The organism is Mesorhizobium sp. B2-4-14 (assembly GCF_006442155.1).
Lineage (GTDB): Bacteria > Pseudomonadota > Alphaproteobacteria > Rhizobiales > Rhizobiaceae > Mesorhizobium.
In genome coordinates this window covers 120,263-138,006 of sequence record NZ_VFVA01000012.1, presented here as the reverse complement: position 1 = coordinate 138,006, position 17,744 = coordinate 120,263, and the positions used below count along the sequence as shown (strand labels likewise).

21 protein-coding genes are annotated in these 17,744 nt (G+C 61.1%); 10 read left to right on the top strand and 11 right to left on the bottom strand.

What is annotated here, in order from left to right:
- The 6 genes from FJ938_RS13490 to FJ938_RS13465 all read right to left on the bottom strand — a co-directional run bounded on the left by FJ938_RS13490 (window position 1) and on the right by FJ938_RS13465 (window position 3,867).
- Window positions 1-1,227: a pilus assembly protein TadG-related protein gene (locus FJ938_RS13490; RefSeq protein ID WP_181165520.1), complete on the bottom strand. Its 1,227-nt coding sequence runs from the start codon at window positions 1,225-1,227 to the stop codon at window positions 1-3.
- A gap of 273 nt (window positions 1,228-1,500) precedes the next feature.
- Window positions 1,501-2,106: an autotransporter domain-containing protein gene (locus FJ938_RS13485; protein ID WP_281409096.1), complete on the bottom strand. Its 606-nt coding sequence runs from the start codon at window positions 2,104-2,106 to the stop codon at window positions 1,501-1,503.
- A 201-nt stretch (window positions 2,107-2,307) separates the two neighbouring features.
- A complete protein-coding gene (locus FJ938_RS13480; protein ID WP_246673298.1) occupies window positions 2,308-2,622 on the bottom strand; it encodes a DUF6074 family protein in 315 nt (104 codons plus the stop codon).
- Between the two features lie 116 nt (window positions 2,623-2,738).
- Window positions 2,739-3,035 (bottom strand): DUF982 domain-containing protein, encoded by a 297-nt coding sequence (locus FJ938_RS13475; protein WP_140694400.1) that lies wholly within the window; start codon window positions 3,033-3,035, stop codon window positions 2,739-2,741.
- Window positions 3,036-3,219: 184 nt separating this feature from the next.
- The gene (locus FJ938_RS13470) at window positions 3,220-3,426 is read right to left on the bottom strand and encodes a hypothetical protein (RefSeq protein ID WP_246673296.1); all 207 of its coding nucleotides are present in this window, start codon (window positions 3,424-3,426) and stop codon (window positions 3,220-3,222) included.
- Between the two features lie 147 nt (window positions 3,427-3,573).
- Window positions 3,574-3,867 carry a hypothetical protein gene (locus FJ938_RS13465; protein ID WP_140694398.1) on the bottom strand — a complete coding sequence of 98 codons (294 nt, stop codon included), beginning with the start codon at window positions 3,865-3,867 and terminating at the stop codon, window positions 3,574-3,576.
- Between the two features lie 321 nt (window positions 3,868-4,188).
- Here FJ938_RS13465 and map point away from each other — a divergent pair, with 321 nt between their 5' ends.
- The 10 genes from map to FJ938_RS13420 all read left to right on the top strand — a co-directional run bounded on the left by map (window position 4,189) and on the right by FJ938_RS13420 (window position 12,557).
- Window positions 4,189-5,016: a type I methionyl aminopeptidase gene (gene map, locus FJ938_RS13460; RefSeq protein ID WP_140694396.1), complete on the top strand. Its 828-nt coding sequence runs from the start codon at window positions 4,189-4,191 to the stop codon at window positions 5,014-5,016.
- A gap of 55 nt (window positions 5,017-5,071) precedes the next feature.
- Window positions 5,072-5,833 carry a DNA repair protein RadC gene (gene radC / locus FJ938_RS13455; protein WP_140694394.1) on the top strand — a complete coding sequence of 254 codons (762 nt, stop codon included), beginning with the start codon at window positions 5,072-5,074 and terminating at the stop codon, window positions 5,831-5,833.
- A 318-nt stretch (window positions 5,834-6,151) separates the two neighbouring features.
- The gene (locus FJ938_RS13450; RefSeq protein WP_140694392.1) at window positions 6,152-6,922 is read left to right on the top strand and encodes a hypothetical protein; all 771 of its coding nucleotides are present in this window, start codon (window positions 6,152-6,154) and stop codon (window positions 6,920-6,922) included.
- A 287-nt stretch (window positions 6,923-7,209) separates the two neighbouring features.
- Entirely contained in the window at window positions 7,210-7,371 is a 162-nt protein-coding gene (locus FJ938_RS29460) for a hypothetical protein (RefSeq protein ID WP_181169081.1), read from the top strand.
- Window positions 7,372-7,464: 93 nt separating this feature from the next.
- Window positions 7,465-8,346 carry a cytochrome c oxidase subunit II gene (locus FJ938_RS13445; protein ID WP_140694391.1) on the top strand — a complete coding sequence of 294 codons (882 nt, stop codon included), beginning with the start codon at window positions 7,465-7,467 and terminating at the stop codon, window positions 8,344-8,346.
- 20 nt (window positions 8,347-8,366) lie between these two features.
- Complete coding sequence (gene ctaD, locus FJ938_RS13440; RefSeq protein WP_140694388.1) at window positions 8,367-10,136, top strand: cytochrome c oxidase subunit I; 1,770 nt, start codon at window positions 8,367-8,369, stop codon at window positions 10,134-10,136.
- The gene (locus FJ938_RS13435; protein ID WP_140694386.1) at window positions 10,133-10,837 is read left to right on the top strand and encodes a cytochrome c oxidase subunit 3; all 705 of its coding nucleotides are present in this window, start codon (window positions 10,133-10,135) and stop codon (window positions 10,835-10,837) included. Before ctaD ends, FJ938_RS13435 begins: the two co-directional genes overlap by 4 nt.
- Window positions 10,838-10,850: 13 nt before the next feature.
- Window positions 10,851-11,570, top strand: a complete 720-nt coding sequence (locus FJ938_RS13430) for a heme-copper oxidase subunit III family protein (protein WP_140694384.1) — start codon at window positions 10,851-10,853, stop codon at window positions 11,568-11,570.
- A gap of 9 nt (window positions 11,571-11,579) precedes the next feature.
- Window positions 11,580-11,978 (top strand): cytochrome C oxidase subunit IV family protein, encoded by a 399-nt coding sequence (locus FJ938_RS13425; protein ID WP_140694382.1) that lies wholly within the window; start codon window positions 11,580-11,582, stop codon window positions 11,976-11,978.
- A gap of 105 nt (window positions 11,979-12,083) precedes the next feature.
- The gene (locus tag FJ938_RS13420) at window positions 12,084-12,557 is read left to right on the top strand and encodes an aminoacyl-tRNA deacylase (protein WP_140694380.1); all 474 of its coding nucleotides are present in this window, start codon (window positions 12,084-12,086) and stop codon (window positions 12,555-12,557) included.
- Window positions 12,558-12,610: 53 nt separating this feature from the next.
- On the opposite strand, the gene FJ938_RS13415 is transcribed toward FJ938_RS13420, so the two are convergent.
- The 5 genes from FJ938_RS13415 to tig all read right to left on the bottom strand — a co-directional run bounded on the left by FJ938_RS13415 (window position 12,611) and on the right by tig (window position 17,592).
- Window positions 12,611-13,423 carry a DUF2189 domain-containing protein gene (locus FJ938_RS13415; RefSeq protein WP_140607542.1) on the bottom strand — a complete coding sequence of 271 codons (813 nt, stop codon included), beginning with the start codon at window positions 13,421-13,423 and terminating at the stop codon, window positions 12,611-12,613.
- Window positions 13,424-13,800: 377 nt separating this feature from the next.
- Window positions 13,801-14,736, bottom strand: a complete 936-nt coding sequence (locus tag FJ938_RS13410; protein WP_140694378.1) for a heme o synthase — start codon at window positions 14,734-14,736, stop codon at window positions 13,801-13,803.
- Window positions 14,737-14,886: 150 nt separating this feature from the next.
- The gene (locus tag FJ938_RS13405) at window positions 14,887-15,267 is read right to left on the bottom strand and encodes a cytochrome c family protein (RefSeq protein WP_140694429.1); all 381 of its coding nucleotides are present in this window, start codon (window positions 15,265-15,267) and stop codon (window positions 14,887-14,889) included.
- 153 nt (window positions 15,268-15,420) lie between these two features.
- Window positions 15,421-15,945, bottom strand: coding sequence for a hypothetical protein (locus FJ938_RS13400; RefSeq protein WP_140694376.1), 525 nt, complete (start codon window positions 15,943-15,945; stop codon window positions 15,421-15,423).
- A gap of 165 nt (window positions 15,946-16,110) precedes the next feature.
- Window positions 16,111-17,592, bottom strand: coding sequence for a trigger factor (gene tig / locus FJ938_RS13395; RefSeq protein WP_140694373.1), 1,482 nt, complete (start codon window positions 17,590-17,592; stop codon window positions 16,111-16,113).
- Between the last annotated feature and the right edge of the window lie 152 nt (window positions 17,593-17,744).

Here is a 17,744-nt window from a genome sequence, read left to right as displayed (position 1 = left end):
CTACTCGACCAGCGCCACGGACTGCGTGGCCGGAATATCGTGCAGGCCAAGGCTCGTGCAATCCTGATTGACGGTTGAGTTTCCGGACCATTGGATCGTGTTGGCAACGACCTGGGTGCAGCCGCTGTTGCCCGAGAAATTGCCGAGATAGCTGACCTGCTGTTTTGGAAAGTAGATGGCCCCAGTCAGTAGCGAGTCGGCCGTGCCGTTGAAGGTGCTGGATGCGCTGTTACCTGTCCTGTCGCCATAGAACAGAACGCCTGAATAGGTGCCCGAAGTCGGCGCACTGAGCTGCACAGAGGCATTGCCATTTATGCTGACCGTCGAACTGCCCGACATGAAGATGGTCACCCCGGTGCCAGTGATGGCCGCGTTGGCGTTTATTTTGAGATTGCCCTGAACGACATAGACGCCGGGCTGGAGTGCGACGCTGCCGCTGAGACTGAGCCCATTACAGTACGTACCCGGCGCCAGCGTCGCTTTGTTGCTGTTCTGGCAGGGGTTGGTGGCCGCAGGAGCCGGCAGGCCGGCGAATGGATCGGCGGCAGGCAACGCCTGGGTGATCGGGGCTGCGCAAACTGTCGTGACGGGATTATTGAGAGAGACGCCGCCCGCCGTTATCAGGCAATCGGCCTGGAGGCCTGCCGAACCCTGGAGCTTGATGGCATCCGAGGCGATCGAATTGGACATCACCGAGCAACCGGTGAACTTCACGCTGGTGTTGCCTGAAAACAGCGCAGCCTGCGATGCGGATGGATCGAGCGCTAGCACGCAGGCCTTCGAGGCATTGGTGATGAGCGCCACCGCCCTCGCCTGTTCGGGAACCTGGCCCCGCGTAAAGATCGAGGTGAACATCCGATCGAGGTTCTGGCTTACGATGACCTCGACCGCTTTCTTCGCCGTGTTCGGTCCGGACGCTGGCGGCGTGTTGACGACGATCGTGCCGGAACCCAGCCCATTGGAGGCGGCCGACTGGGTCGCGGCTGCGGTGATCGTCGGCTTGTCGGACCCTGAGATTTGTTCGAGCGCGCCCGCATAGGCCGCGGCGTCGGCCGTCGCCTGAAGTTTGAGGCTGTTGTAATACCAGTAGGACGTCTCGATACCGAAACCCGCGGCGCCGACGACGATCGGTAAGGTCAGGGCGAAGATGGTGGCAACATTCGCGCTCGTACCCCGGCGTATACCGTCCGCTATAAGCCGAATTCGGGTGAAGCGTTTGAAAGTCATGAGAAATTAGAAGACATGCACATATGAACGAACGGCTAAAAAGTTCGGTTCATTTTTTGATCGATGGCTTATTGGCCTCAAAAAGAAAGAATTTTCGTCGGCCGATCGGCGCACGATAGGACTTATGTCCAGCAAACTTGGGACCAAGGTCCGGCAGACGACATCATGGCATGGTCCATGCTTTTCGAGCGGGACAGCCGCCACGAAGGCAAGATGCGGGCAGTGAAGGCGAGTCTCAGAGCTGCCAGCCTGGTTCGTAGCGACGCCGTGCCCCTACCAGTTCACCCTGAACCCGACATTGCCGCCATAGGTCTGCACCCGGTCGGCGAACTTGCCATCGAAGGTGGCGAAAACGGAGGTGTTGGGTTCCACCGAGCGGTCCGGCTTGAACTCATGCTGCCATGCCGCGCGGCCCCAGGCCTGCAGCGTCGTCGTTCCGCCGACGGCGACCGTCGTGTCGAGCTGCAGGCCGAGCGAGACCGGCAGCGAGATAACCGTGCGACTGTCGAAGTCGAGGCCGAGCGCTCCGTCGCTGGCCGACTTTTCTGAAAAAGCCTGCATCGACAGCGCCTGGAATTGCAGCCCGGCGAACGGCGTGATGGCGCCGGCACCGATCGGCTGCCGCCAGCCGGCCTCGAGACTGGTGCCGAAGCCGGCGCTCATGAAATCACCGGTCGAGTGCTCCCTCGTGATCGCCGGCACGGGATTGAGCGGACCGGACGCGCCCGGAACCGAGGTGAAGCGGTCGGTCGTGTTGCTGTAGAGATCCATCGCCAGCGAGCCGTTGATGTAGAACTGGCCCCATTTGTGCGCACCATAGGCGCCGGCATGGCCGCCGATGATGTTGCCCGAAGTCTCGCGTCCGGCACCGAGAAGGATCCCGCGACGCCGCCAAGCGCGAAGCCCATCAGCGTGTCGGGATCGCCCTGCGAGTCGAGGCCGACGGCGAAATTGCCGGACCTGTAGCCAAGCGCGGCGCTGCCGACCACCGGATCGCCGGAAACCGCGCCGGAATTGCCGCCCGCGGTTTCGTGCGCTATCGTTGCAAATAGCGTGAAGTTATCGGCGATTGGATTTACTTCAGGCTGAAAGAACTGGTGTCGCTTCGGCGATCGTGCCAGCCGAAAGTTCTCTCTGTACGGCAAGGAAAAACCTGCGTACTTCGTCACTGGCTGCCGCCCTGTCCCTGCCGGATCCAACGACGAGATCAACCAACTCGACCGCTTTTGCCCTCCAGAAGGAGGTGGCGGTCTCGCCGTGCAGATTGCCGAGATTGGCTGCAACTTCTTTAACCAAGAATAGCTGACGGTCGATCGGGAATGCACGGACTTTTTCTGGGGACATCTTCCGAACCATGAGACTGACGCAACGAATCAACCATTGCTGAACAAGCAATGGCCTAGCCGCGAAGATGGAAACGGAAGCTTAACGCCGCCATCGAGGCGATCCGGTCGCGGATCGTCATGTGTAATCAAGTCAAGCTGGTTTGATCGGGATAGACGGAGCGGACCTCAGGCCTGCAGCACCCTGGCCTCACTGCCACGCTTGCGTGGCGCCATCATGTCGCTGGCCATCAGTCCGGTGACACGGCAGAACGCCATGAATGCCCGGCAGGCATCCTCGGTCTTGACTACATCCACCGTGGCGCCGAAGCAGGCATTGAAAGCCTTTTGATAAACCGGTCCCTGCCGGCGTGCCGGCCAGTCCTGGAGAAAATCGAGCGCCTGCTCGACGCTGTAGATCTCCTCGACGGGCAAGCCGGATCCTGGCGCGATCCGCACCGGCACCTCGAATTGCAATCTGTCCATCTGACATCTCCCGAACTGGCGTCGCCCCAAGCAACGCCGTCCGTCGCCAAAAGTTGCTTTGTCTGACGTGCCACGCAAATGTGTCGTCACTGCGGAAGCGGCCGTTTTTGCCGCAACGGGCCGACGAAAAACCTACCGGCGCCGAGCGGCCCGGCAGGTCTCCCCATACATCCCGGCAGCGTGATCATTGGTTGGCCGGGTCGGTCTCCGCGTCGAAGGCCATGCGCACCACGGTCAGCAGAACATACGCCGACAGCAATGCGAATAGCACGCCAAGGACAAGCGCTCCGGCTCCGGACAAATAGAGCGTCTCGGCGATCGCCCAATAAACGGTTCCGATGCAGATGAGCGCCTGGACGGAGAGGAACGAGGCGGCCGAAGCCGCCCGCAACAGGCTTTTGGCAACAGGCTTTTTAAAGTCTTGATCCGTTGCATTGAATTGATCCGGAAATGACGCGCCGCGCCACCAATGCGCGGCTGACGGCCGCCGCCACGAATGGCATGGGAAATGATGGTGAAACCTGCGGTCCTGGACCGCTCAGGCCCGCGTGGACGGCGGCGCGCGCGGCTGGTTGCTGCTTACGCTGGGCGCGCCGATCGCCCCATGGTCGGCAATAAATACGGCGGGTAATGTCGGATCGAACCGAAGGAAGGCAGCTTGCGGCGCCGGCAGGGCCGGATGGCCGCTGGCGAATTTGGCCAGCACCGGCCGGGCACCGCGAACCTCCAGCGCCTGTGCCTTGCTGGTGACACGCAGCAGCGCCGCCACCTCGCCCGACCGTTCCAGACCAACGCTGGCGCCGCCCTGTACAGGGTCCGCAAAGATGGGCACATCAGGCCGGCCTAGGCACAGCATCGCCAGCAGCACCAGGCCCCTCAGACATGAGCAGGCTGCCGTCAACGGTGCTTCAAGCGATCTGGCGCGCTTGCGTGAAGGAGGCGATCTCCAAAACGTAACCCGCCCTAACGCAGATGGGCGGAAAGGAAAGCAAACCGTGCAAAACCGAGCAGAGATCACCCCGACCAGACGAATATCCTGCCCACTCGGGCGGCATCAGGCAGTTCTTCCTTGAACCTTTTGCCCCCAAGTGCCAAATCTGGGAGGATTTTCACGCCAGCACTCCTGCAGCGCCCCACCTTCTACACGGACAAAATGGTCACCTATCTCGACGCCGCCACGGCACCGCTCAGAAATACCGGCCAGATCCGCCTTTATGGCGAGGAAGGGTTTGCCGGCATGCGCAAGGCATGCGACCTCACCGCGCGCTGCCTGGACGAATTGGTGCCTATGGTCGCTCCCGGCGTCACGACCGAGACCATCGACCGTTTCGTCTTCGAATTCGGCATGGACCATGGCGCGCTGCCGGCGACGCTCAACTATCGCGGCTACACGAAATCGTCCTGCACCTCGATCAACCATGTCGTCTGCCATGGCATTCCAGACAACAAGCCGTTGAAGGATGGCGACATCGTCAACATCGACGTCACCTACATCCTCGATGGCTGGCACGGCGACTCCTCGCGCATGTATCCCGTCGGCACCATCAAGCGCGCCGCGGAACGCCTGCTCGAGGTCACCCATGAATGCCTGATGCGCGGCATTGCCGCGGTCAGGCCGGGTGCCCGCACCGGCGCCATCGGCGCCGCTATTCAGACCTATGCCGAGGCGGAACGCTGCTCGGTGGTGCGCGACTTCTGCGGCCATGGCGTCGGCCAGCTGTTCCATGATGCGCCCAACATCCTGCACTATGGCAACGCCAGTGAAGGCGTGGAAATGCGGCCCGGCATGATCTTCACCATCGAGCCGATGATCAACCTCGGCCGGCCGCATGTGAAGGTCCTGTCGGACGGCTGGACGGCGGTGACGCGCGATCGCTCGCTGTCGGCGCAGTATGAGCACACGATCGGCGTGACCGACGCGGGCTGCGAGATTTTCACGCTCTCGCCCGCAAAACTCGACCGCCCCGGCCTGCCGGCCTGATATTTTGACATGTCGGGCGACTGTTTGCCCAATTGATTGCCGGATGCGGGGGCGCATGGGGAAAGTCAGCGACGACGACGAGCGGAGTTTCTTCTCCGAGGTGCCGGTACCACCCGCGGCGAAAGCCAGGCCGGTGCCCGAGGAGAAACCACACTATCTCGGCCATCGCGACCGCCTGCGCGAGCGCTTTGCCTCCGCGGGTCCGGATGCCCTGCCCGACTATGAACTCCTGGAACTCCTGCTCTTCCGCCTGATCCCGCGCGCCGACACCAAGCCGACCGCCAAGGCGCTGCTGGCGCGCTTCGGCACTTTGGCCGAGGTGCTTGGCGCGCCCGTCAACCTGTTGCAGGAGGTCAAGGGTGTCGGCCCGGCGGTGGCGTTCGACCTGAAGGTCGTCGCGGCGACAGCGCAGCGCATGGCGCGCGGCGAAGTCCATGGCCGCGAAGTCCTGTCCTCCTGGACGCAGCTTCTCGCCTACTGTCGCTCGGCCATGGCGTTCGAGGCACGCGAGCAGTTCCGCATCCTCTTCCTCGACAAGAAGAACGCGCTGATCGCCGACGAAGTGCAGCAGACCGGCACTGTCGACCACACACCCGTCTATCCCAGAGAAGTGGTCAAGCGGGCGCTCGAATTGTCGGCGACCGCGATCATCCTAGTCCACAACCATCCCTCCGGCGACCCGACGCCATCACGCGCCGATATCGAGATGACAAAGGAGATCGTCGACGCGGCCAAGCGGCTGGGCATCGCCGTGCACGACCACATCATCATCGGGCGCAAAGGCCATTCCAGCATGAAGGGTCTGCTTCTGATCTAGCGCATGTGGCTGGCATGGCGCATCGGGCTGTGGCCAGGCTTTCAACAATTCAGCGCGCTTCCATAGACCAGTCCACAACTTCTGCCTTACCGCTGGGGTTGATGGCTAGGACCATCGTCCGGCCAGCATGGGACTTCAGTACAGCAGCAGTTTTACTGCACCGATTTCGAAGCAATCTCAGGAGGTTACGGCGTCTTCTGGATCCGGCCAACGGATTGGAAACACATTTAGCCAAAGTTTATTCTGTACTTTTAGCAATTTCTCACACGAGGCTGTTTTAGCGGTTGGGCGGAGTGGCGATTCCCGAGGAGAGACACCATGACAAACCGAAAAACTCTGTTCGCGGTACTTGCCGCATTGGCGCTTCTTGCGTCCCCGGCGCTCGCCGGCAACGGGCACGGCAATGGCGGTGGCAATGCCGGCGGCAACGGCGGCGGCCAAGGCAACGGCGGCGGCAAGGGTAATGGCAATGGCAACAGTGGCGCTTCGCATGGCAAGTCTGCGTCGGCTCCAGGGCATGCGGCCAGGACGGAAACGGACACAACGACCGACACCACGGTCGATACGACTGAGGTCGCGTCCGTGCCCAACGACAAGAACATCCATGCCAAGCTCGGCCGGCTGAACTCGCTGCAGCGCAATATCAACGCTTACATGAATTCCAAGAGCAAGAAGTTCGCTGCCATTCAGGCGTATGTGACACAGTCCGCGAAAGCCAAGGTCGCTCAGGCCGCGGCTGACGCGGCGGCCGCGACAGCGGCCACCGCCCAGACCCAGCTGGATACTCTGAACGCGCAGCTGACCGCGCTGCAGGCGGACCCGTCAGCCACGACTGCCCAGATCCAGGCTATGAAAGACCAGATCACCGCACAGCAGGCCATCGTCGACGCCGACAATGCGGCGGCGGCCCAGGCCGAGGCGGCAGCCACCGCGGCGGCCGTCGGCACCGATCAGACATCGCTTGACGCAGCACTGGCGGGTATGGCCAACAAGCCCGTCGATGCCCAGGTCAGTGCCTGGGCCCAGGGCGCCCTTGCCGGCAAGATCGATCAGGCGGTCGCCACGATCCAAGCGGGGACGACGCCGTAGCGCATCACGCCCGAAGCGGCGATAGCCCGCCAAGAACACATGCCGCCGGGCCTCCCCCGGCGGCATTGCCGTTTCTGGCCCTTGGGAAGAAAACTGGCCAAAAAAACCCGGTCTGCCGCTGTCCCGCGCACCTGTCCCGCCGGATATCCTCCCACGAAATCGGAGATACTTTTCCGCCAGCGCAAGCGCGAAAACCGTCGCCAACCCTGATGGTTGAAGATCCTCCCGTCCTTCGACCCGGTTGATGCACAACCCGGCGCCCGACGCCGTCGTGTGCCGATACCGAGATGACCAAGGAGATTGTCGATCCGGCCAGGCGGCAAGGCATCACCGCATGGCCACATCATCGTTGGGCGGAGAAACGCCATTCCGTGATAAAGGGCCTGGTGCCGACCTGGGGAATGGCCCGCCTCGAAGCGCAAAAACTGCATTTTTTCCCGTCAAGATAGTCGGCTCTGGAATTGCGACCCAAAATCGAGCTATGATGCGGCTGGTATTTTTCGGGACGGCTTCGCGCCCCTGGAATGCCGGAGGGACGGGACATGGCCGTAGCGCTTGTACTCGTTTTGATTGTAGTGGGCTCAGTGTCGTTTCACCTCCTGAGCCCATGGTGGTGGACGCCGATTGCCTCGAACTGGGATTATATCGACAACACCATCATCATCACCTTCTGGATCACCGGCGTCGTCTTCGCCGCCGTGGTTCTATTTATGGCCTATTGCGTCTTCCGCTTCCGTCATCGGGAAGGCAACCGGGCTGCCTACGAACCGGAAAACAAGCGGCTCGAATCGTGGCTAACGATCGTCACCGCAGTTGGGGTCACGACGTTACTGGTTCCCGGCCTGTTCGTCTGGAGCCGGTTTGTTACCGTTCCAAGCGACGCGACCGAGGTCGAGGTCATTGGCCAGCAATGGCAATGGAGTTTCCGCCTGCCCGGCAAGGATGGCAAGCTCGGCACGTCGGAGACCCGCGACGTCAGTGCCGATAATCCGCTGGGGATCATCCCCGGCGATCCCAATGGTCAGGACGATGTCGTGGTCGAAGCCGCTGATCTGCATTTGCAGGTCGGCAAACCGGTCAAGATGCTGCTTCGCTCCATTGATGTGCTGCACGATTTCTTCGTGCCGGAATTCCGCGCCAAGATGGACATGGTCCCGGGCTCGGTCACCTATTTCTGGTTCACCCCGACCAAGACCGGAACCTTTCAGGTCCTTTGCGCCGAACTTTGCGGCCAAGGGCATCCTTTGATGCATGGTGTGGTCGTCGTCGACACGCAACAAGACTACCTGGCCTGGCTTGGTCAGCAGCAGACTTTCGCGCAGCTGTCGGCACCCCAGAAAACGGGCTCGGCGGACCAGGCATCGGGCACGATGGCGTCAGGTTTGAACGTTGCAGCAAAGCTCGAAACGGTCGGGTCTCGCTGAAAAGAACACGGAGTGTTCCCATGGTCGACATCACGCCAGCAGATGGAATCCCACCGGCCGAAGTCGCCGAAGTGGAACTTTACCATCCTCATAGCTGGTGGACCAAATACGTCTTCTCGCAAGACGCAAAGGTCATAGCCGTCCAGTATTCGGCGACAGCAACGGGAATCGGCCTGGTCGCCCTGGTGCTATCCTGGCTTATGCGGCTGCAACTCGGCTTCCCCGGTACGTTCAACTTCATCACCCCGGAAGCCTATTACCAGTTCATCACCATGCATGGCATGATCATGGTGATCTACCTGCTCACCGCCCTCTTCCTTGGCGGCTTCGGCAACTATCTGATCCCACTGATGGTCGGCGCGCGCGACATGGTCTTTCCCTATGTCAACATGCTGAGCTACTGGGTCTATCTGCTCGCCGTGCTGGTCCTGGTGTCGAGCTTCTTTGCGCCCGGCGGACCGACTGGGGCCGGCTGGACGCTCTACCCGCCGCAGGCCATTATGAGCGGCACGCCAGGCGGCCAGGACTGGGGCATCATCCTGATGCTCTCCTCGCTGATCCTGTTCATCATCGGCTTCACGATGGGCGGCCTGAACTATGTGGTGACCGTGCTGCAGGGCCGCACGCGCGGCATGACAATGATGCGCCTGCCGCTGACCGTCTGGGGCATCTTCACTGCGACCGTCATGGCGCTGCTAGCCTTTCCGGCGCTGTTCGTTGCCAGCGTGATGATGCTGCTTGATCGCGTCCTGGGCACCAGCTTCTTCATGCCGGCAATCTCCGAGCTGGGCCAGCAACTGCAGCACAATGGCGGCAGTCCGATCCTGTTCCAGCACCTATTCTGGTTCTTCGGCCATCCCGAGGTCTATATCGTGGCGCTGCCGGCCTTCGGCATCGTGTCCGACCTGATCAGCACCCATGCCCGCAAGAACATCTTCGGCTACCGGATGATGGTCTGGGCCATCGTCGGCATCGGTGCGCTGAGCTTCGTGGTCTGGGCGCACCACATGTATGTCAGCGGCATGCACCCCTATTTTGGCTTCTTCTTTGCCACCACGACGCTGATCATCGCCATTCCGACAGCCATCAAGGTCTACAATTGGGTGTTGACCCTGTGGCGCGGCGACATCCATCTCACCATACCTATGCTCTTTGCCCTGGCCTTCATCGTCACCTTTGTCAACGGCGGGCTGACCGGGTTGTTTCTCGGCAATGTCGTCGTCGATGTTCCACTGTCCGACACGATGTTCGTCGTCGCCCATTTCCACATGGTCATGGGTGTCGCCCCGATCCTCGTGGTTTTTGGCGCGATCTACCATTGGTACCCGAAGGTCACAGGCCGGATGCTCGACGAGACGTTGGGCCGGTTCCATTTCTGGGTCACGTTCCTCGGCGCCTACCTGATTTTCTTCCCCATGCACTATCTCGGCCTGATGGGCGTGCCGCGGCGCTACGCTGAACTGACCGACATGACGATCATGACCGAGTCGGCCCGCCACCTGAACTCGTTCATCAGCATCATGGCGTTCATCGTCGGCTTTGCTCAAATGGTATTCCTGTTCAACCTGATCTGGAGCATCCGGCACGGCCGCGAGGCCGGCGGCAATCCGTGGCGGGCTACGACCCTCGAATGGCAGACGCCGCAAACACCGCCGGCCCACGGCAATTTCGGCAAGAACCTGCCTATCGTCTATCGCTGGGCCTACGATTACAGCGTGCCGGGCGCCAAAGAGGATTTCATCCCGCAGAACATGCCGGGCTCCTTCGGCCCATCGAGGGAGCCGGCATGAGCGTCATCATAGTCTTCCTGTTCGTCGTCGCCGGCTTTGCCGGATGGTGGCTTTCACATCAGGGGCTGATGTCGAAGCCATGGCTCGAGCAAGGTCTGGCCGGGGATGTTGTCGCCCTCAACCGGTCAACGCTGCCAACCGCCAAGATCGGCCTCGGCGTCTTCCTCGCCGTCGTCGGCTGCCTTTTCGCGCTCTTTACCAGCGCCTATTTCATGCGGATGGCGGTGCCAGACTGGCAGCCGCTGCCGCTGCCGCGGCTGCTCTGGTTCAACACCGGCGTGCTGGTCCTGAGCAGCATAGCCCTGCAATGCACCTCGGTCGCGGCGCGCAGGGGCCAGATCGACACGGTCAGGCTCGGCCTTGCCACGGCCGGGCTGACTGCGCTCGCCTTCCTGATCGGACAGCTCATGGCATGGCGGCAGCTGACCGCCGACGGCTATTTTCTGGCCTCCAATCCGGCCAACAGTTTCTTCTACCTGATAACCGGCATGCATGGCCTGCACATATTGGGAGGGCTGGTGGGTCTGGGCAGAACCACCACCAGCGCCTGGACTGGAGCGCGGCCGGAGCGGCTTCGCCTCGGCGTCGAGCTATGTGCCATGTACTGGCATTTCCTGCTTTTCGTCTGGCTTGCCATCTTCGCCCTGCTGGCCGGCTGGGCCGCGACGTTCGTCGACATTTGCCGGCTGTTGCTGACCTAAGGGGATCAAGCGCATGGCACAGACACTGACACATATCGGCCAGACGGAGCCACCGCCAGCAGGCTGGCGAGGCATTGCCGCCGACTGGTCCTCGGATCAGCGCGCGTTCAAGAACGTGTCCTGGGGCAAGGCCATGATGTGGATCTTCCTGCTCAGCGACACCTTCGTATTCGGCTGCTTCCTGCTCTCCTACATGACCGCGCGCATTTCCACACGCGTGCCGTGGCCCAATCCGAGCGAGGTCTTTGCGCTCCGTATCGGCGGCTCGGATATCCCGCTGATCCTTATTGCCATCATGACCTTCGTGCTGATCTCGAGCAGCGGAACAATGGCGATGGCAGTCAATTTCGGCTATCGCCGCGACCGCCGCAAGACGGCAATTCTCATGCTTCTGACTGCCGCACTCGGTGCGACCTTTGTCGGCATGCAAGCCTTCGAATGGACCAAGTTGATCACCGAAGGGGTGCGGCCTTGGGGCAATCCCTGGGGTGCCGCGCAATTCGGCTCATGCTTCTTCATGATTACCGGCTTCCACGGCACGCATGTGACCATCGGTGTGATCTTCCTGATCGTCGTGGCGCGCAAGGTCTGGCGCGGAGACTACGACATCGGACGGCGCGGCTTCTTCACCAGCCGCACGGGTCGCTACGAGAACGTCGAGATCATGGGGCTGTACTGGCACTTCGTCGATCTGGTCTGGGTGTTCATCTTCGCATTCTTCTATCTTTGGTGAGAGGCAGACATGGCTGAAGTAACCGCAAACGGCCTCGGGCAAGACGCACTTCACGCCGCGCACGAAACGCCGGCGACTCGCATCGCCTATACGGAGGTTCACCAGGAGCACCCGATCAAACTCTATCTGGTGGTGTGGGCGTGGCTGTTCATCCTCAGCACCTGCTCCTACCTGGTCGACTATTTCGGCCTCCACGGCTATCTCAGATGGTCGCTGATCCTGATTTTCATGATCCTCAAGGCAGGATTGATCGTCGCCGTCTTCATGCACATGGCTTGGGAACGATTGGCTTTGGCGTATGCCATCATCTTGCCGCCAATATTGGTCCTGGTGTTTGTGACAATGATGGTCTTCGAAGCGGATTACACGCTTTTCACGCGGCTGGCGTTTTTCGGAGCCGGGCCCTGACGCGAACCATCAGCAGCTGGTCCATTTTTTGTATCCGAAACGAATTGGGAGAATAATTTCCCTCGTTTCCCACGCGTCATGAACTCCGGCAAAAGGGAGGCCAAGATGACGATCGCAGCCAGACTGAAGAACTTTATCGACCAGAAGGGAATCTCATACGACACTGTCGCCCACCATCGCACATCCACCAGCAGACAGGCCGCCATTGCCGCGCATATACCCGGCAGCATAATGGCCAAATCGGTGGTTGTTCACCACGAGCTCGGCTATGCGCTGGCCGTGGTTCCCAGCACGCACAGGATCGAACTCGGCACATTGCAAGACGTCATGGACAAGCGTCTCGGGCTCGCCTCCGAAGACGAGGTGATTTCGCTCTTCGGCGATTGCGACACCGGTGCCATCCCGCCGATCGGCGCAGCCTACGACGTGCCGGTGATTGTCGATGAGAGCCTTGGCGATGCCGCCGACATCTACTTCGAAGGCGGCGACCACAGAACGCTGGTGCATGTCAGCGGCAAGGATTTCCGCAACCTGACCATGGGCGCGCACCAAGCCCGCTTCAGTCACCGGGCTTACTGACGGCTCGATCAAAACTCGCCCCGGCACCCTGGCCGGAGCGATGCGAAACTTCCTCAACTCGCCGGTCTGGCGGGCGGCTCCACAACCTTGCGGTAGACATGCCAGGTGGCGTGACCGAGGATCGGCAGCACGACGGCGAGCCCGACGAATACTGGCAGCGAGCCGATGATCAGGCCGACGGCCACGATCAGCCCCCAGACGGCCATCACGATCGGGTTCGCCAGGACCACGCGCACCGAGGTGTGGATCGCTTCATAGGCGCCGACATCGCGATCAAGCAACAATGGGAAAGCGATGACCGTCGTGCACAACACCACCACAGCGAAGATGAAGCCGATGGCATGTCCCAGGATAATCAGCGTCCAGCCACGTCCGGTGGCGAATATTGCGTTGATGAAGCTGGATATCGATTCCGGCGGAGCCGGGCCGAAAAGGTATTGGTAGAACATCTGCGCCGTCAAAAGCCAGGTGATGAAAATCGCAAACAGCATGATCCCGACCGCCGCGATGGCCGGCAGCGCCGGAGAATTCCTGACCTCGAATGCATGCCGCCAGGAGGTGTCGAGTCCGGCCTCCCGTCTACGGCTGATTTCATAGAGGCCGATCGCCGCGAATGGGCCAATCAGCGCAAAACCAGAAACCAGCGGAAACAACAACGGCAAAGCATTGGCGCCTGAAGTCCAAGCGGCGAGCACGACGCCCACGAGCGGATAGATCAGGCAGAGAAAGACGATATGCGATGGTTTGACCATGAAATCATCGACGCCCCGTTTGAGCGCGTCGAAAAGGTCGGAAACACCGATTTTCCGAATTTTGGTATGTTCCAGCGTCTCGCTGGCGCCTGCTATCACATGAAAGCTTGCCATGACCGTTCCTCCAGACCGGGTCCGGAAGGTCGCGGTTTTGGCGGTGCTGTCGTCTGCGTGACTGGCCACACAAGACCGCGACCTACACCGCCATCAACATACTCTCTTGCGCGGGGCTTGTCGCCCGTTGTTGGCAAGGATAGGAGGACCGAGCGGCTCGGCTGCCTCTGGCGGCCCTTCTTCGATATGCTTATGCAGCGCCGCGCACCCTTTTTTACGCACGCAAAGACGCTGTACCACTTGGATTGGCGCATGATCCTTTCCCAACCGCAGGTCGGCGAAGCAAAATCGATCCGATCGCGACAGCTCTATAAGCGTCTTTAGCACGGCACGTGCCGACCGGCCGCCGGAGACGGTTCGCGAGCGGCGATCTGCGCTCAAACTCCGGCTGAGATCAAAGTGCGCGTGACAATGGTGTCGGCAAGCAGTGCGGCGAAGATCACGAAAAGATAGAAGATCGAATAGGCAAACAGCGTCTTGGCGGGTTTCAGTTCCTCTTCGGGAGCGGCCAAAAGCTTCCAGGCGTGCCAGATGAAAGCGGCGCCCAATGCGGCCGAGGCAATTCCGTAGTAGCCACTGGCGAATCCGAAGAGCCAGGGCAGCACGCCGACCGGCGCCAAAAGCAGCGCATAGGCAAGGATCTGCCTTCGTGTTGAAGCAGGGCCTGCCACATTCGGCATCATCGGAATGCCGGCAGCGGCGTAGTCGCCAACCTTGAACAGCGCCAGCGCCCAGAAATGCGGCGGCGTCCACAGAAAGATGATCAGAAACAGGATAAGGCTTTCAATGCCGATGGCGCCAGTTGCGGCGGCCCATCCAATCATCGGAGGAAGGGCGCCAGCCGCGCCGCCGATGACGATGTTCTGCGGCGTCGAGCGCTTCAGCCACATCGTGTAGATGACGACGTAGAAGAAGATGGTGAAGGCAAGCAGCGATGCGGCAAGCCAGCCCACCAGTACGCCGAGCGTCATGACCGAAAGCCCGGAAAGCACAAGGCCGAAGCCGAGAGCTTCGCCCGGCGTGACGCGGCCCGACGGAACCGGCCGCCTTGATGTGCGCGACATCAACGCGTCGATGTCCGCGTCGTACCACATGTTGAGGGCCCCCGCCGCTCCCGCTCCGATCGCAATCGCGCCGATTGCAATCACGGCAATGGCCGGATTCATCCCGCTAGGCGCCACCATCAGACCGACGAAAGCGGTGAATACGGCAAGCGCCATGACCCGCGGCTTCATAAGCGCGAAGAAATCACCCGCCGTCGCTTCCGAGGGGCGGATGACGGTATCGTCGAGGCGGCTTTCCCCAGTCGACATCTCAGACCACCGATCAAAGCGGGCAAGCTGGGCCATGATCCCGAACTGAACGCCCGCGCAAGCGAGAACTGGTACCCTGCTTTTGCTTACGCTGTCCTTCGGTTCGGATAAAATCGCGGTAGAACAAGGACGGATGGCGGAGAAGCCAGGTCACTTGGAAAACGTTTTCAGATAAGCAATGACATTGGCCACGTCCGCATCGTTCTTGAGGCCTGGAAACGCCATCTTGGTCCCCTTGACCATAGCCTTGGGGTCGTGAAGGTAGGTCGTCAGTGTTGGTTCGTCCCATTTGACGCCGGATTTGCCGGCCGCGATCATGGCATCAGAATATTTAAAATCCGGATGCGTCCCGGCGGTGCGGCCGATGACGCCGTGCAGCGATGGCCCGATCTTGTTCTTGTCTTCATTTGCGATGTGGCAGACTTGGCATTTAGTGAAGACCTTCTCACCAGCCGCGGCATCCTGTGCCTGCGACGGATGCGCGATGAAGATCGTAACGGACACCGCGGCGAAAAACGCTATAGTGCGCATGGCATTTCCTCTCTGATCGTCATTTGTGTCTTGGACGATCGCGTCTGGGCCGAATATCCGCCCCCCAGTGGAATTGCGGTACCAATGTACCATGGAATCCAGGCGGCGGGTAGAAAAAGCCAAGCATCGCTGAGGTTTAGAACCCGGGCGCGCTCAAGGCGGGTCGATGTTGCAACTCCCGGCAATCTGCGCGACCGCGTCGTTTAAGCCCGCAAGGTCGAAATCCGCCTGGCCGCGCCCCGACAGCAACCCGAACCGCCAGGAGAGCAGCAGCCGGCTTGCGGGAACAAGACGCTTGATGCCATCGGCGCCGTCGCGCATCAGCAATCGGCCGCGCGATCCGACCGACCAGCTCTCGTTGAACTTGCCGCCACCATCGACGGTAACCGACATTGTGATCTTGCCGCCGGCCGAAACCGCGTCGTTCAATTGCAGCCATTCGGTCCAGCGCGGTTCGCCGGCTGCCCGGCAGGCAATGGTCAGGACCGGGCTGTAGCTCAAGGCGCCACCCCCGGTGATCAGTTTGTTGGTGGCATGGAGCGAAGCCGTGGCAAGCCCATCCGCACCGGTGGCGAAGCGCCAGCTGCCGCCAATCGCGTCGGCGTAGGCGACATCACAGGCGAAGGCCAGAACGAGCACCAGGGCGACAGTACGTCCCGTTTCAAAGACTAAGCTCAACGCCCCCTCCACGACCAATGCGGTTTGCATCACAAGCGCAGATAATGATCAATGCTTGGTATCGCCAAGGGCCACCTCCCGCGAAGCGAATCGGCTGTTGCAGTTTCGCAACGAAAAAGGCCGCCTCGAGGGCGGCCTTCGTCGATTCCATCAAGCGCCGGAGCCTTATTCGGCGTCCTTGGCGGCCTTCTTCTTCGGCGCGGCCTTTTTCTTTGGCTCTGCCTCGTCGCCGGCCTCGCTCGCCTTGGCTTCAGTCTTCTTGGCCGCCGCCTTCTTCGCCGGCTTGGCCTTGGCCGCGGTTTCCGCTTCCTCGTCGTCGGCCATCAGCTCTTCCTTGCTGACCTTGACGTCGGTGACCGAGATCTGCCCGAGCAGGTGGTCGACCACCTTCTCCTCGAACATCGGTGCCCGCAGCGCGTTCAGCGCCTCGGGGTTGCTGCGGTAGAATTCGAAGGCTTCCTGCTGCTGGTTGGCCGGGAAGCGGCGAACCTGCTCGAACAGGCCGCGCTGCAACTCCTCATCCGAAACGGTGACACCGGCCTTTTCGCCGATCTCGGCCAGCACCAGGCCGAGACGCACGCGGCGCTCAGCAAGGCGCATATATTCGGCGCGGGCTTCTTCTTCGGTCGTCTCTTCGTCGGCGAAAGTGCGGCCGGCGGCTTCCAGGTCGCGGTTGACCTGCGCCCAGATGTTGTTGAACTCGGCCTCGACGAGCTTCGACGGTGCCTCGAACGAGTAGGCCGCGTCAAGCTGGTCGAGCAGCTGGCGCTTGACCTTCTGGCGCGTCATCGAGCCGAACTGGTTCTCGATCTGGCCGCGCACGATGTCACGCAGGCGCTCGAGTGACTCCAGGCCAAGGTTCTTGGCGGTCTCGTCGTTGATTTCCAGTTCGCCAGGCTTCGATACTTCCTTGACGGTGACATCGAAGGTGGCTTCCTTGCCGGCCAGATGCGCTGCCTGGTAGTTTTCAGGGAAGGTGACGGTGACCTGCTTCTCGTCACCGGCCTTGGTGCCGATGAGCTGATCCTCGAAGCCCGGAATGAACTCCTTGGAGCCGAGCACCAGCGGCTGGTCGTTGCCGGCGCCGCCTGCAAAGGCCTCGCCGTCGATCTTGCCGACATAGTCGATCGAGACGCGGTCGCCTTCGGCGGCCTTGCCGGTCTTCGGCTCGTAGCTGCGCGCCGATTCGGCAACGCGCTTGACCTGCTCGTCGATCTCGAAATCCGGCACGTCGAATACCTGACGCGTCACCTTGATGTCGGAGAAATCCTTGATCTCGATGGCCGGGATGACCTCGTAGTTGAGGCGGAACTCGAAATCGGCGCCGCCGGCCAGGATCTTCTCGGCTTCCTTCTCGTCCTCGGTCATGATGACCTCGGGCTGCATGGCGGCCTTTTCGCCGCGCCCGGTGATGATGGAACGGGTCGAGTCATTGAGGATTTCGTTGACCACTTCGGCCATGAACGACTTGCCGTAGACCTTGCGCAGGTGTTGCACCGGCACCTTGCCCGGGCGGAAGCCGTTGATGCGGACCTTGTTCCTGGCGTCGGTGAGTCGCGCCATCAGCTTGGCTTCCATGTCACCGGCCGGCACGGTGATCTTGATCTCGCGCTTGAGACCGGAGTTGAGTGTTTCGGTGACCTGCATCCTAAAACCTTTGTTTTCACCAATGAGGCTGCCAAACGGCTCTCTGCCGTTCACAGCCTGCCGGTATAGTCTTGCCGGAAATGGCTTTTGGTACGGAACCTGGCGATTTGACCGAAATTACGGCTCAAACTCTTCCAAACTGCGTTCCAAGA

What these genes read in the sequence shown, in the direction of transcription:
- FJ938_RS13490 (WP_181165520.1), bottom strand. Translation starts at nt 1,227, where the DNA reads ATGACTTTCAAACGCTTCACCCGAATTCGGCTTATAGCGGACGGTATA.
- FJ938_RS13475 (WP_140694400.1), bottom strand. Translation starts at nt 3,035, where the DNA reads ATGGACAGATTGCAATTCGAGGTGCCGGTGCGGATCGCGCCAGGATCC.
- map (WP_140694396.1), top strand. Translation starts at nt 4,189, where the DNA reads ATGGTCACCTATCTCGACGCCGCCACGGCACCGCTCAGAAATACCGGC.
- radC (WP_140694394.1), top strand. Translation starts at nt 5,072, where the DNA reads ATGGGGAAAGTCAGCGACGACGACGAGCGGAGTTTCTTCTCCGAGGTG.
- FJ938_RS13450 (WP_140694392.1), top strand. Translation starts at nt 6,152, where the DNA reads ATGACAAACCGAAAAACTCTGTTCGCGGTACTTGCCGCATTGGCGCTT.
- FJ938_RS29460 (WP_181169081.1), top strand. Translation starts at nt 7,210, where the DNA reads ATGACCAAGGAGATTGTCGATCCGGCCAGGCGGCAAGGCATCACCGCA.
- FJ938_RS13445 (WP_140694391.1), top strand. Translation starts at nt 7,465, where the DNA reads ATGGCCGTAGCGCTTGTACTCGTTTTGATTGTAGTGGGCTCAGTGTCG.
- ctaD (WP_140694388.1), top strand. Translation starts at nt 8,367, where the DNA reads ATGGTCGACATCACGCCAGCAGATGGAATCCCACCGGCCGAAGTCGCC.
- FJ938_RS13435 (WP_140694386.1), top strand. Translation starts at nt 10,133, where the DNA reads ATGAGCGTCATCATAGTCTTCCTGTTCGTCGTCGCCGGCTTTGCCGGA.
- FJ938_RS13430 (WP_140694384.1), top strand. Translation starts at nt 10,851, where the DNA reads ATGGCACAGACACTGACACATATCGGCCAGACGGAGCCACCGCCAGCA.
- FJ938_RS13425 (WP_140694382.1), top strand. Translation starts at nt 11,580, where the DNA reads ATGGCTGAAGTAACCGCAAACGGCCTCGGGCAAGACGCACTTCACGCC.
- FJ938_RS13420 (WP_140694380.1), top strand. Translation starts at nt 12,084, where the DNA reads ATGACGATCGCAGCCAGACTGAAGAACTTTATCGACCAGAAGGGAATC.
- FJ938_RS13415 (WP_140607542.1), bottom strand. Translation starts at nt 13,423, where the DNA reads ATGGCAAGCTTTCATGTGATAGCAGGCGCCAGCGAGACGCTGGAACAT.
- FJ938_RS13410 (WP_140694378.1), bottom strand. Translation starts at nt 14,736, where the DNA reads ATGTCGACTGGGGAAAGCCGCCTCGACGATACCGTCATCCGCCCCTCG.
- FJ938_RS13405 (WP_140694429.1), bottom strand. Translation starts at nt 15,267, where the DNA reads ATGCGCACTATAGCGTTTTTCGCCGCGGTGTCCGTTACGATCTTCATC.
- tig (WP_140694373.1), bottom strand. Translation starts at nt 17,592, where the DNA reads ATGCAGGTCACCGAAACACTCAACTCCGGTCTCAAGCGCGAGATCAAG.